Source organism: Bacillus sp. BC08 (genome assembly GCF_054326875.1).
Window position 1 is genome coordinate 32,498 of sequence record NZ_JBTGPA010000035.1, and the last position, 13,834, is coordinate 46,331.

Annotated in this window: 13 protein-coding genes; 7 read left to right on the plus strand and 6 right to left on the minus strand. The window is 34.3% G+C overall.

From position 1 onward, the window contains the following. The first annotated feature begins 21 nt into the window (after positions 1-21). Together gntP and ACXVYO_RS18125 are read left to right on the plus strand one after the other, a co-directional pair. Positions 22-1,347, plus strand: coding sequence for a gluconate permease GntP (gene gntP, locus ACXVYO_RS18120; protein WP_458468100.1), 1,326 nt, complete (start codon positions 22-24; stop codon positions 1,345-1,347). Between the two features lie 169 nt (positions 1,348-1,516). Then, positions 1,517-1,711, plus strand: coding sequence for a YjcZ family sporulation protein (locus ACXVYO_RS18125; protein ID WP_029440268.1), 195 nt, complete (start codon positions 1,517-1,519; stop codon positions 1,709-1,711). Positions 1,712-1,761: 50 nt separating this feature from the next. Here ACXVYO_RS18125 and ACXVYO_RS18130 read toward each other — a convergent pair whose 3' ends face one another. From ACXVYO_RS18130 to ACXVYO_RS18155, 6 genes are all read right to left on the minus strand, one after another. Continuing rightward, complete coding sequence (locus ACXVYO_RS18130; protein WP_458468101.1) at positions 1,762-3,735, minus strand: ABC transporter permease; 1,974 nt, start codon at positions 3,733-3,735, stop codon at positions 1,762-1,764. Beyond that, positions 3,732-4,484 (minus strand): ABC transporter ATP-binding protein, encoded by a 753-nt coding sequence (locus ACXVYO_RS18135; protein WP_000393250.1) that lies wholly within the window; start codon positions 4,482-4,484, stop codon positions 3,732-3,734. The genes ACXVYO_RS18130 and ACXVYO_RS18135 overlap by 4 nt, the downstream gene beginning before the upstream one ends. 20 nt (positions 4,485-4,504) lie before the next feature. Next, positions 4,505-6,460 (minus strand): FtsX-like permease family protein, encoded by a 1,956-nt coding sequence (locus ACXVYO_RS18140; protein ID WP_458468102.1) that lies wholly within the window; start codon positions 6,458-6,460, stop codon positions 4,505-4,507. A 69-nt stretch (positions 6,461-6,529) separates the two neighbouring features. After that, a complete protein-coding gene (locus tag ACXVYO_RS18145) occupies positions 6,530-8,509 on the minus strand; it encodes an FtsX-like permease family protein (protein WP_458468103.1) in 1,980 nt (659 codons plus the stop codon). 94 nt (positions 8,510-8,603) lie between these two features. After that, on the minus strand, positions 8,604-9,626 hold the full coding sequence (locus ACXVYO_RS18150; protein WP_458468104.1) for a sensor histidine kinase: 1,023 nt from the start codon (positions 9,624-9,626) through the stop codon (positions 8,604-8,606). A gap of 2 nt (positions 9,627-9,628) precedes the next feature. Then, a complete protein-coding gene (locus ACXVYO_RS18155) occupies positions 9,629-10,324 on the minus strand; it encodes a response regulator transcription factor (protein ID WP_000276736.1) in 696 nt (231 codons plus the stop codon). 205 nt (positions 10,325-10,529) lie between these two features. Between ACXVYO_RS18155 and ACXVYO_RS18160 the strand changes: the two genes are divergently transcribed. The 5 genes from ACXVYO_RS18160 (at position 10,530) to ACXVYO_RS18180 (ending at position 13,816) form a co-directional block, all read left to right on the plus strand. Continuing rightward, a complete protein-coding gene (locus tag ACXVYO_RS18160; protein ID WP_458468105.1) occupies positions 10,530-11,114 on the plus strand; it encodes a sigma-70 family RNA polymerase sigma factor in 585 nt (194 codons plus the stop codon). Further along, complete coding sequence (locus ACXVYO_RS18165) at positions 11,098-11,910, plus strand: DUF4179 domain-containing protein (RefSeq protein WP_458468106.1); 813 nt, start codon at positions 11,098-11,100, stop codon at positions 11,908-11,910. The genes ACXVYO_RS18160 and ACXVYO_RS18165 overlap by 17 nt, the downstream gene beginning before the upstream one ends. 335 nt (positions 11,911-12,245) lie before the next feature. After that, a complete protein-coding gene (locus tag ACXVYO_RS18170; RefSeq protein WP_087958403.1) occupies positions 12,246-12,518 on the plus strand; it encodes an autorepressor SdpR family transcription factor in 273 nt (90 codons plus the stop codon). Next, positions 12,515-13,153 (plus strand): SdpI family protein, encoded by a 639-nt coding sequence (locus ACXVYO_RS18175; protein WP_458468107.1) that lies wholly within the window; start codon positions 12,515-12,517, stop codon positions 13,151-13,153. Before ACXVYO_RS18170 ends, ACXVYO_RS18175 begins: the two co-directional genes overlap by 4 nt. Positions 13,154-13,177: 24 nt before the next feature. Beyond that, positions 13,178-13,816 (plus strand): SdpI family protein, encoded by a 639-nt coding sequence (locus ACXVYO_RS18180; RefSeq protein WP_458468108.1) that lies wholly within the window; start codon positions 13,178-13,180, stop codon positions 13,814-13,816. Positions 13,817-13,834 lie beyond the last annotated feature (18 nt).

The window sequence follows — 13,834 nt, forward strand, 5'->3', positions numbered from 1 at the left end:
TAAAAGTAAGGGGAATGAGAGATGGATATATACTTATTAATCGTCACGTTACTTGCAATCGCGATTGTTATTTTAGGGGTATCATGGTGGAAATGGCATGCATTTATTAGTTTAACAGTTGCGAGTTTATTTTTAGCTATTATGTCTGGACTGAATTTAACGAAAATAGTGACTGCCTATGAAACTGGTGTTGGTAGTGTACTAGGGCATTTAGTTGGTATTTTGGCTCTCGGAACAATTTTAGGGAAAATGATGTCCGATTCGGGGGCAGGCATGCAAGTGGCAGATTTCTTTATTCGATTTTTCGGTGTGAAGAAACTACCTTGGGCTATGTTATTTGCAGGATTTGTTATAGGGATTCCAGTATTTTTCGAAGTGGGGATCGTCATTTTATTACCACTGGTTATTTCAATTCGAAAAACGACGAAGCAAAATATATTATTAATTGCGTTACCTGTTATTGCTGGATTATCTATTGTTCACGGGCTCGTGCCACCACATCCAGGGGCGATGACAGCAATCGGTATTTATAACGCGAACTTAGGAAAGGTTCTTTTATATTCATTAATTATTGCGTTACCAACAGCTATTATCGCAGGGCCGATATTTGCAAAGTGGGTACATAAAAGGGTTATACCTGAAAATGAACCAGAGCTTGTTCGAGTTACGACTGTATCAACAGATTTACCAAGTCGTAAAGTTTCATTCTTTATTATTTTATTACCAGTTGTATTGATGATTTTATCAGTAGTTGCACCATATATTTCATTACTGAAAAAGATAACTGAATTTTTTGTGTTTATAGGAAGTCCAGTAATTGCTTTACTTATTTCATGTTTCGCAGCGTTCTATTTACTTGGAATAAGACAAGGAATTAATAAAAAGGTAATTAAAAAATTAACGGATGAAAGTTTACTACCAGTCGGTTCCATTATTTTAATTATCGGTGCAGGCGGTGGGTTTAAACAAATATTAATTGAAAGCGGCGTTGGAACGGCGATTGCGCAAATGGCAGAGCATATATCGTTATCACCAATAGTATTAGCTTTCATGGTAGCTGGATTAATTCGAATTGCAACAGGTTCAGCGACAGTAGCATTAACGACAGCAGCAGGAATTGTTTCACCTGTTATTCAGCACATGTCTGGTGTAAATTTAGAATTGCTCGTTATTGCAACGGGCGCGGGATCATTAATGTTTTCTCACGTAAATGATGCAGGATTCTGGCTTGTAAAAGAGTATTTAGGATTAACGGTGAAGGAAACGTTTAAAACGTGGACAGTGCTGGAGACATTGTTATCATTTATTGCATTTGGTTTTGCACTTTTATTGAATATGTTTATTTAGAAGATACCTTAATTGGTATCTTTTTTTTGATAAAGCCCATTTCCGAAAACAAGCCCGTTTTTAAGAAAGCCAAGCTTCCTATTCGCCCTGAAAACATACTATAAATGGAATCCCCTCATTTAGAGCAAGGTGAACTTGTTATGAATGATACTAAAGGAGGAATAGAGTAATGAGCGAAAAGTGTGAACACAGACATGATGATTGTAACCGCAGACACCATGGTTGCGGAGGCGGTTTTGCGCTTCTAATCGTATTGTTTATTTTATTAATTATCATCGGTGCTAGCTGCTTCGGCGGAGGCGGCGGTTGTGGTTATGGTGGTTACGGCGGTTATGGCGGCGGTTATGGTGGATATTGCTGCTAATTAAAAACTATTGAAAATAGCCTTGTGCATACTGCACAAGGCTATTTTATTCATACTTTAATATGCTGTGATAATTTATTAATGTACAGAGAACGGATTAAGAAGAAGAAAATGATCTCGATAATCCCGAAAAAGGTGAGTATAATCAATAACTCTTTTAGTAATGGGAAAGAAAACATGCTTTGTAAAAACTTAACCGCAAATAATGTGTGAATACCAGCAACGATGTAAGGAACGAAAAATAAAATTCCTAACTGAATCGTTGCAGAGTGAAACATTTCTGATTCAGTTAAGCCAAGCTTTGTAATCGTAATATACTTTTGTCTCTCAGTTGTTAAGTCATTATACATACGGAAGTATAAAACACTAGCTGCACCGATAAAGAAGATAAAGCCAAGAAATGCCCAAATAAAGAATTGAGCAACTGCATTTTCTTTATTGTGAATGAGTTCATCGGTAGCCGTATGAATGTAAAAAGGAGGCTGCACATTTTCTTCTTTATGTTTTTCAAAGAAATTACCCATATCATTATTAATCGTACGTAAAATATTTTTGGTCGGAACAATCGCATTTTCCCACTCTTCAACGAAATAGTTATAAACTATGGTCGTTTCAATATGAGGAATCATGTTATCAAAGATATAATCTTGTATAACAATGGAATGAGGCAATGCAAAAGATGGTTCGATTCCTTTATTAATAAAACCTTTAATATGAAATTCTGTTTTGTTAGAACCAAGCGTAATCGTATTTTGTTTAGCAAATGGGTTTGATACAAGATTTAAAAGTTCTGGTGAGTGACGAGAAATAATATAAGCTTCTGTGGAATCAAGTGTTATTTCCGGTCTCTTTAATTGTTTAGCAATTGCGTTATAATCACTCATTTTCATTAGCACAATGTCTTCTTTTAATGCTGTATCTTTTAATACTGTAAATTTATATTTTTTGTAATCAAAATTGTTATTTATAAGCTCGGTTTCAATTGCATTAATATGTTTTTGTTCAAGTACATTCTCTCCTTCAGATGTATATGTGAAGGGAATAGGGTATCGCTCTAGTATGGATGCCTTCGTATTATTATTAGCAGCGAATAATCCGATAATAATTGTAAATGCAAGTGCAGATAACATAGAAACGATAAAGAGCACATTAATATTACTACGGGTACGGGCGACTAAATCTGAAATCCATAACATATTTATTTGTTTTAAATAAAACTTTCTGCGCTTCTTTAAAATATAGATAAAAAGAAGAAATGTTTGTGAAAAGAATAAATATGTTCCGACTACTACGAGCGGCAAAATAGATAATATAATAAAGAGGACAGATCCATTTTGCACATTTTCTTCTGTTACGTAGCCTTGCGGATAACCAGCGATGTAATAACACAGCCCTAAACAAATTAAAGCAAATAAGGAGATGAGTATAGACGGCCTTTTTTCGGCTTTCACTTTCTTGTTCCCTTTAATAAGATGAACTGTTTTACGAGTACGAATGAACATCGGTGTAAACGTAGAAACGATTAAAAATAAAATGATAAATGTTATGGTTGTAACGATAATCGCCTCTGTTGGCCAATATAAATAGAGGCCTTTCGCACTTGTTAATTTCGAAGTGACTAATAAGAAAAAGTTAGAAAATACAAGACCACCTTGTATCCCGATAAAAATAGATAATATCCCGATGATCATGTTTTCAGTAAATAGCAGTTTTTTTAATTGTCTCTGTGAGATACCGAGAATCGTGAGTATCCCGAATTGTTGCTTCCGTACATTTAAAAATGTTCCAATTGAATATAAGAGAAAGAAGAACGAGAACATAACGATAACAAGCTGTGCTGTACTAGCTAAGTTCATTAGAGGATCACGTTCTTGAAAGCTTTGTACATCTTGTAAGCGCGGATGATACGCGTATACAGTAAATGAAAAGAAAACCATGATAGAAAAAGCACTACTTACAAAATAAGCGAAATATGCTTTAGAATTACGCGAGACATTTTTAAATGCAAATTGCCAAAATGTCATCCACGTCTTCCTCCTAATAATGCTAAAACATCTAATATTTCTTGATAAAACTTCTCGCGATATAGCCCGCGATGTAGTTCGTTGTAAAGCTCGCCATCTTTAATGAAAATGACGCGGTTACAATAACTTGCTGCGAATGGATCGTGCGTAACCATTAAAATTGTTGCATCTTCTTCTTTATTCAACTTCGTAAATAACTCCATTACGTCAATTGCCGCTTTTGAATCTAAGTTTCCTGTTGGTTCATCGGCAAGTAGAAGTGACGGATGATGAATAACAGCACGCGCTACTGCGGTACGCTGTGCTTGTCCCCCAGAAACTTCAAAAATACGTTTGTCTAAAATATGATCAATGCCAAGCTTTTTTGAAATGTTATCAAGCTTTTCGTCCATTTCTTTTAACGGAACATTATCTAATGTTAAAGGTAGTACGATATTTTCACCGATTGTTAGTGTATCTAGTAGGTTGAAGTTTTGGAAAACAAATCCTAACTCTTGTCGGCGGAAAATAGCTAACTTCTCTCTGCGAAATGTGTGCGGTTTTTTTCCGTTAATCACGACATCACCAGAAGTAGGTGAATCAATTGTAGAGATAACATTTAAAAATGTAGATTTACCGCTACCAGATGGTCCCATGATAGCGACAAATTCACCCTTATCTACATGTAAATTTATATTTTTTAAAGCAGTATGAGGGACTTTTCCTTCATACACTTTTGAGACGTTTTTTATGTGTAAAACTTCTTCCATAGTAATCACCTTTCTATCCTTTAGAACTTAATGTGTTGTGATAATTTTTGCATATAGAAGGAACGAATTAAAAGGAAAAATAAAATTTCAACCGTTCCAAAAATCATAAGTACGACTGTAATCTCAGCGAAGAACGAGAGATGTAAAACTTCTTGTAGCATCTTTGTCGCAAACATCGTATGAATCGATGCCATAATGTATGGGACAAAGAAAAGAATCGCAAGTTGAATTGTAGCAGATCGTTTCATCTCAGCTTCTGTTAAACCGATTTTTGTAATCGTTACATACTTTTCTTGCTCATTTGTTAAATCTGTATACATCCTGAAGTAAAGAACACTGCCAGCACCAATAAAGAAAATAACACCTAAGAAAGTACCAATTAAGAAGAACGAAGCGACATTTTGTTTTGTTGTGTATAGAGAATCGCTCGCTTCACTTGCATGGAAAGGCTTGTGCTCTGCTTGAATGTTGTTCCCGTCGGTATTAATTTTGTCTATGAATAACGAGCCGATGTTATTAGCTTTTTCCCAGTCCTTAACTTTAAAGCTATATACACTCATCTGTTTTGAAACGGATGATAACGCTTCTACATTTTCATCGGATAATACGAGTAATTGTGAAATTAAGCTGTTTGGGAATGGGTTATAACTTTTATATTCTTTTATGTGTAACTGCAAAGAATTTTGATTTAAAGTAAGAGCATTTCTCGTTTTTTGATCATGAAGTGTTTCAAAAACTTGATTATCTAAATCTTTTATAAGGACATACGATTCATTATTCTTCACGTGGAGATTTTCCCAGTTTAATGCTTTAGCCATTATATTATAGTCACTTTGTTTAATTGCATAATAACGCTGCGGGGGTTCTTCCGCTGAAGATACTTCATATATATCCGTTTTAAATTGTTTATAAATAAATTGCTCTTCGTTAAACTTTTGTTTTAACCAATTCAAATGTTCATCCGCTAACGTATTTTCAGTATGTGATAAATATGTAAAAGGAAAAGGATTTTCCCTTACAGCATCAAATTTTGTGAATTTCCCAAAACCGTATAAGAATGTAATCATAGTAAAAGCGAGTGTTGATAGCATTGCTACAATAAAGAGCATGTTAATATTTGTCCGAATACGCGCTGCTAAATCAGAAATCCAAAGCATATTCGTACGCTTCATATAAAATGTTCTTCGTGTTTTTAATATACGAATGAGTAAAAAACTAATTTGTGAAAAGAAAAAGTATGTTCCAGCTGCAACAAGTGACGGAATGAGAAATATACTGGTGGTGGCGTACAAAATCCCAATTACGTCGCCAAGAGATATGAAATATAGCGGATTTGCTGCTAGTATGTACCCACATATTAAACATGTCGCACCAAATAGAGAGATGAGCACGGATGCTTTTCTTTCTTTTTGTTTTGTTCCTTCTTTTAAAAGACGTACAGCCTTTCTCGTCCGAATGAGCATCGGCGTAAAAGATGAGACGAGAATGAAGAGTCCTAGAAAAATGATCATAGTTAAAATAATGGCACCCGTTGGCCAATATAAATATAAACCAGGCACATGTGTAATTTTTGCGGTAACTAATAAAAAGAACTGCGAGAAGACAAGGCCAAGTTGAATACCGAAAAAGATGGAAAGTACACCAATTAGCATGTTTTCTAGAAATATGAGTCTCTTTAATTGTTTTTGAGATATGCCAAGTACTGTTAAAATCCCAAATTGCTTTTTGCGTACTTTTAAGAAAGTACCGATTGAATAGAGTAAAAAGAAAAACGAAAAGAATACAATGACAACTTCTGAAATTGTCATTAATATGTTTAGAGCAGCATTCACGCCTGTCATATGCAGTTTAGGATGAAATAAATAAACTGCAAACGAGAAAAAAATTGCAATGGAAAATGCACTACTTACAAAATAGGCGAAATAAGCTCTGGCGTTCCGCGTTACGTTTTTGAATGCAAACTGCCAAAATGTCATCCACCTAAACCTCCTAATAAAGTGAGGATGAAAAGAGTTATGGAAGATACTCTTTTCATCACGTTTGTTTTAAATAATTTGTCCATTCGTATACTGTGATAATTTTTGCATATAAAGTGAACGAATGAATAAGAAAAATACAATTTCAACGACTCCAAAAATAATAAGAACAGCTGCAACTTCTTTGAACAAAGATAAACCAATTACATCTTGTAGCATTTTCGTTGCAAACATTGTATGAATAGATGCCATAATGTAAGGAACGAAAAATAAAATACTAAGCTGAATGGTTGCAGATCGTTTCATCTCTTTATCTGTCACACCAATCTTAGAAATTGTTATATACTTCTCTTGTTCATTCGTCAAATCTGTATACATTCTAAAGTAAAGAACGCTACCAGCTCCAATGAAGAAAATAACTCCTAAAAATGTTCCGATTAGGAAGAATGCGGCGCTACCAGATGTTATTTTGTATAATAATCCCGCTGATTCAAAGGCATGAATAAGAGGTCCTTCATACTGGGATTTGTTGCGATCTTTTTGCACCTTTTCTATAAAATCATCCGCAATTTTATATGTCTGTTCCCAGTTTTGAATTTTGTAATTGTATGCTGATATATGTTTTACCGTGTTGGGTAAGTTATTTACGAGAATATCAGGCAAAACTATCGTTTGATATGAAAAGGCAGATGGAATTGCATTAACATGCTCATAGCCTTTTACTTTTAATTTCGTATTTGTACTAGAGAGTGTAATGTAATCTCTTTTGTAGCTTTGCTCAAATTCATTAAATATAGTGATATAAGAGGTCCCCGTTAACACGTATGCTTCGTTATCATCCATAAATAGTTGTTTCATTCGTAAAGAAGCAGCAAGTTTGTTATAGTCACTTTGCTTAATTGCGTATACGTCATTATAAATGGATACACCTTTATCTTCTTCTAGTGGTGTTTCATATATATCAGTTTTGATTTTCTCATAAGGAAAATGCTCTTTTTGTAACTGTTGTTCAAGCCAATTTAAATGCTCAGTAACAAAAGGATTTGCATCATAAGAAAAATAAGAAATTGGGAAAGGAGAAATTCTATTAACCTCTAGCTTAATAAACTTCCCAGATCCATATAGGAACGTAATCATTGTGAAAGCAATTGTAGAGAGCATCGCTACAATAAAAAGCATATTAATATTCGTTCGAATACGGTTTGCTAAATCAGAAATCCAAAGCATATTAACACGTTTCATATAAAACTTTCTTCTCGTTTTTAAAATGTAAATGAGTAAGAAACTAATTTGTGAAAAGAAAAAATATGTCCCGATTGTAACAAGCGTTGGGATAACAAAAATACTTGAAAGCATATATATAATACCTATTTGCGGGCTTACTGATACGAAATATTTAGGATTTCCAGCTAAAGCATAACCACCTAATAAACAAAGCGCACCAAATAAGGAAACGAGTATGGATGGTTTTTTTTCTTTTTGTTTTCCTCCATTGGTTTTTAAAAGGCGTACCGCTTTTTTGGTACGGATAAGCATTGGTGTGAATGTAGATACAATGATAAAAAGACTAAGGAAAACGATAGTCGTTAAAATAAACGCGTTAATAGGCAAGTATAAATATATGCCTGGCACGTGCGTAATTTTTGCTGTCACTAATAAGAAAAATTGCGAAAAGACAAGTCCAAACTGCATACCGAAAAAGATAGATAAAATACCGATTAACATATTTTCCATAAAAACAAGACGATGTAATTGCTTTCTCGATATTCCTAAAACGGTCAAAACTCCAAATTGTTTTTTTCTAACTTTTAAAAAAGTGCCAATGGAATATAGTAAAAAGAAGAAAGAGAAAAATACAATTACAACTTCTGAAAATATCATTAATCCTGAAATTTCAGCGGTCATGCTAACGTTTTGTAATTTCGGATGGAATAAATAAACAGCAAACGAAAAGAAAACAGCAATGGAAAAGGAACTGCTTACGAAATAAGCAAAATAAGCTCTGGAATTACGCGTTACATTTTTAAAGGCAAACTGCCAAAATGTCATAATATGTACCTCCCGCTAGAAGGCAAATATGTAGTTTTATTGCAAAAAATGTATGAGAGTAAGTTCTCATACATTTTGCTAGCATATGTTAGGGTCATGCTTCGGTCACCTTCTCTGTATGTTCTGCTTGATTATTTGCAGCATTGTGGAAGATGATTTTAATCGTCGTTCCTTTACCAACTTCAGAGTCTAGTTTGACAGAGTGACCTAAATAATCACAAATTTTACTTACAATATAAAGTCCCATACCAGTAGATTCTCCGAATGCGCGACCGTTTTTCCCAGTGTAAAACGGTTCAAACACTCTTCGAATATCTTCTTGCGGAATACCAACACCTTCATCGCGAACTTCTAAAATAATATCTTTTCCGTTTCGATAAGCAGATAAGAAAACTTTCTTCCCGCGCTCACCAGAGTAACGAACTGCATTTGTCATTAACTGATAAATGATGAACTTTAGCCATTTCGCATCAGAAGCAACTTTTAAATCGGAATGAACTTCTAAAACAGGGAAGACCCCATTTCGAATGAATAGTTCTTTTAATCCGTTAATATTTTTTGTTACCGCATCTTTTAATGAAATCGTCTCAACGTGGAAATCTTCATGGAAGTTATTTAATCTTGCCATATATAAAGCCATATCGAGTCCTTGATTTAATCGTTCTAATTCTTTTTTGAATTTCGGAATCAAATGTTCATCTTCCATTTCGAGCACCATGAGTTGCATAACAGACACAGGTGTCTTCATTTGATGCACCCAGTGGTTAATGAATAATTGATGTTCTTGTTGTTTTACTTCATACGACTGTAGTTCCTTTTGGAAGAGACGGTACTGTGTGCGCACGAGTTCATTTACACCGTGAGGCATCGGAGCAGTTGCTCTTTCAATAAACGCATCTTCCATTTTCTCTGGTTGCTCACTTAATCTATGGTACATTCTACGATTACGAACGTAACGATAAGCGAGGAAACAAATGAATAAATATAAACTTAAAACGACGAAGTAAAATTTATTATTTTGAAATCCATCTACTGCATCATAAAGAACGAAGATGATACCGAAGTTTAATACGTATAGTAGAAAAACTGCAAAATGATCACGTAAAAATAGCTTCATGCTTATTCACTCCAAGTTGCGTTAAAACGATACCCAAGTCCACGTACTGTTTCAATAGCATTTTCAATACCAAGCTCATTGAACTTTTTACGAAGACGCGTAATGTTTACGTTTAATGTATTTTCTTCAACGAAGCTTTCGTCGTCCCATAGGGCAGCTAATAAATCTTCACGGCTCGCTGTACGAGGGAATTTAGATAATAACATTTCTGCTAAAATTGCCTCTTTCTTCGTTAAAAGAACTTGCTCAGCACCGAAATGAATTTCTGGGCGTTCTGGGAATAGTTTTAAACCTTCTACTTCAACGATACGTTCAGAAATATTTGGTGCATAATCACCGTAAATACGGCGTAATTGACCTTTAATTTTTGCCATTACAACATCGTAGTGGAACGGTTTTGTAATATAATCATCCGCACCGCTTTCAATCGCCATAATTTGTTCCATTTCACCAGCACGAGCTGAAATGAAAATAATAGGACAAGTAGATTCATGACGAATTTGACGGCACCAGTAGAATCCATCGAATTTCGGTAAGTTTACATCAAGTAAAACAAGATGTGGTTTCACTGCGTTAAACGATTCCATAATGTCATCGAAGTTCTCTGCAACAACAGCTTCATAGCCGTATTTTTGAATGTGAGATTGTAGTAATGATGAAATATTTGGATCGTCTTCAACGATTAAAATTTTATACATATGTATATTCCTCCTAAGAAAACAATTGTAGCTATAGTGTATCATGTGTTTCAAGTCTTTTCATTATGTTGAAAGATAAGCTAATAAACAGTATAGGTCAAAAGTGTGAAAAGTAAAAAGTATTATATTTTTTTATGAAATTTGGAACTTTATTTTGCTTACTGTCCAATATATAGTGAGAACATCGTTAAGGAGGGGGCACTACTTGGTAAGTAATGAAGAGATACATATTTGGATAGAGCGTTTACTACAAGGTGACGAGGAGGCTTTTGAATTTATATTTGACTTAACGAGTCAGAGAATCTATGAAACCGTCTTTGCTATAGTTAAAAATCGACATGATACAAATGAAATCGTAAATGAAATCTACTTCCAACTTTGGAAATCTATTTCAACATATGATCAATCTAGACCGTTTCTATTTTGGTTGAATGGAATTGTTTATAAGCAGATTAGTCAGTGGAGAAAGCACATATGGAAGAGGATGCGCTTATTTGAAAAACAACAATTAAATGATGAGACAGTTGTAGAGGTTCCGGAAAAAATATTATTAAGAAAAGAAACAGAAGAGCAGTTATTAACGGTGATACGAGAACTACCATTTAAGTTTAGAGTAGTGATCGTTTATCGCTTTTATCATGATTACACGTATGAAGAAATTGCAGAACTATTACAAATTCCTATAGGTACAGTAAGGTCTAGAATTCACAGAGCGTTAGAAAAAATTCGGAATCAATCTAGTATAGAAATAGATGAGGAGGAATCTAATTCAAATGTCGTTTTCAAATGAATGTAAAAAAGCAATGAAACAAGAGGTCCCAAAAGAGGTTAAAGAGCGTGCTTATCAATCCTTTAGTCAAATGTATAAAAAAGATAATAAAAAGAAAACGAAAAAGAAATTATTAATAGCAGGTTTAATAGCGGCTGTCATTATACCGACGAGTACAATGGCATTAAACAATTCCTATTTTGCAAAGCCAGAGGTAAAGTTAAATGAAATGATTGGTGAAGAAGTTAAAAAGGATGCTGCGAATGGAAAGTCTATACAGTTAAACGAAAAAGTAGTGGATAATGGTATTACTCTTCATGTAAAAGAAATATTAATTCAAGATGCTAAAATACTTATTTACTATCGGTTTGAACAACAAGACGGATCGCTTGTTCCTTATAAATTTAATACAACGGGGCTCGATATTACAAACGATGGTAAAGAAGACGGGAAACAAGTAGGGAGCCCACATTATAAAAATAAGAAATTCAATGCTGTTCAATATTTGCATTTTCTTAGTAACACGCATATGGATAATTATCAAAAAGATCGTATTGGTAATCCGGATGCAATAGAGAATAGTACACTGTATTTAACGAATCAAGCGGGAGAAAGTTTTGAGACGGTGTTAGCTGATCATGATAAACCAGAGGGAGTAATAGTTTTTGAACCGTTAGAAGGTGAAAAATTCCCAGAGCTTTTATTTATAAATATTAATATTAACAGAGTTGGAGGAACGGAAGGAACTTGGACAACGAAAATTCCAGTGGATATGGTGCATAAAACTGTCCAAAAGGACTCTGCAAAGAACGAATGATAATCCATACTAGGTGTGTGAAAGCATGATTAGTTATTGGCTAGATGAATTCGGAACGATAGTAGGTATGTCCTTTATTATAAGCTTGCTAATTTTTTCGATTTGTTCGTTTGTTAATAAAATAATAAAGTTTAAATAAAGGTTGCTCTTTCTTTGATGGAAGAGCAACCTTTATTTTTTCCAACGTGTAATCTATGCAGTTTTAAGTAGTATAGTAATTGATGTTGGTCAAAAGCGTGAAAAGTAAGGGCGTATGCCGAATTGACAATTAACTAGAATCATTTTAACATTTAGATAAATATCTAAATGTCTAATTAGTGAAGGGAAGAAAGACATTGAATCAAGCATTCAAAGCATTAGCAGACCCAACAAGGCGAAAAATTTTGGACTTATTAAAAGAAAATGATCTAACTGCGGGTGAGATTGCTGAACATTTCAATATGACAAAACCAAGTATTTCACACCACTTAAACGCACTTAAAAATGCTGAACTTATTCAAGATGAAAAAAAGGGGCAATTCGTTATGTACTCTTTAAACACAACTGTATTTCAAGATTTGTTAACTTGGGTGTTTACGTTTACGAATAAGGGGGAAGAAGGGAAATGAAAAAACATATATTTCCGTTACTACTAATTGCTTTAACGATTATTGCATGGTGTGCCGCGTGGCCGCATTTACCGGGAGAGATTCCGAGTCATTGGAATGTGGCTGGTGAGGTAGATGGGCGTATGTCAAAAATGGGCATGATGATTTTAGATGTTGCAGTTATGGTTTTTATATATGCTTTATTGACTTTATTGCCTAAGATAGATCCGAAGCATGAGAATTATGAGAAATTTTCTAAAGGGTATAATGTAATAAATTATAGCGTATTATTCCTATTATTTTTAGTAAGTATCATTGGAATTGGAGCTGGATTAGGTTATGACATTCCCATGAACAGTGCACCGTATATTCTTGTTGGTCTTTTATTTATAGTCATCGGAAACTATTTACCACAGTGCAAACCAAACTACTTTGTAGGTATAAAAACACCTTGGACATTAAGTAACGAGGAAGTGTGGAGGAAGACACACCGTTTTAGTGGAAAGGTATTTGTTGTATTAGGAATTATTATGATGTTAAGTATTTTTGCTCCAGTGGCATGGAAAGGTTTCTTGATAATTGGAATTATTATCGGTGCAGTAGGAATAACGATGGGATATTCTTATGTCGCTTATAAAAAAGAAATAGGGGCTTAATAAAAAAATTATGGGGGAGAGAAGATGAAAAGGCATGTACTACCATGGAGTTTAATTATTGCAATTGCAATTGGATGGTATATTGTATGGCCGTATTTACCAGAACAAATTCCACGTCATTATAACGCTGCGGGAATGGTAGATGGATATTTCTCGAAAGTGGAGGCAAGTTCTTTTTCAATAGGCAGCATGGTGTTGCTGTATTTGATAGGGCTAGCTATGGGGTATATTGATGTAACGAAAGATAAGTATGAACAGCATGTTAAAGTTCTTTCTGCAATTCGTTATGCCATTCTCTTTATAGGATTTGGATGTAACATATTTGCGCTATTAGCAGCGTCTAATTATATTGCATCGGCCTCCATTGCGTTTAATTTCGGGCTTGGAACGTTGTTTCTTGTACTCGGCAATTATATGCAACAAACGAAGCCCAATGGTTTAGTAGGAATCCGATTGGACTGGACATTAGAAAATCCTGTGGTTTGGAGAAAAACACATAGGTTTGCTTCGAAAGTATTTGTAATAGGTGCACTTTGTATATATGCTGGGGCGTTACTTCCAGATCCATTTAATATTTTTATGGGGATTGGAATGATATTAATATGCCTCTTTATATCAACGATAAAGTCATATGTTATTTATAAAAAAGAACTAAAAATGTAAAAACAAAGCTGCTTTTCC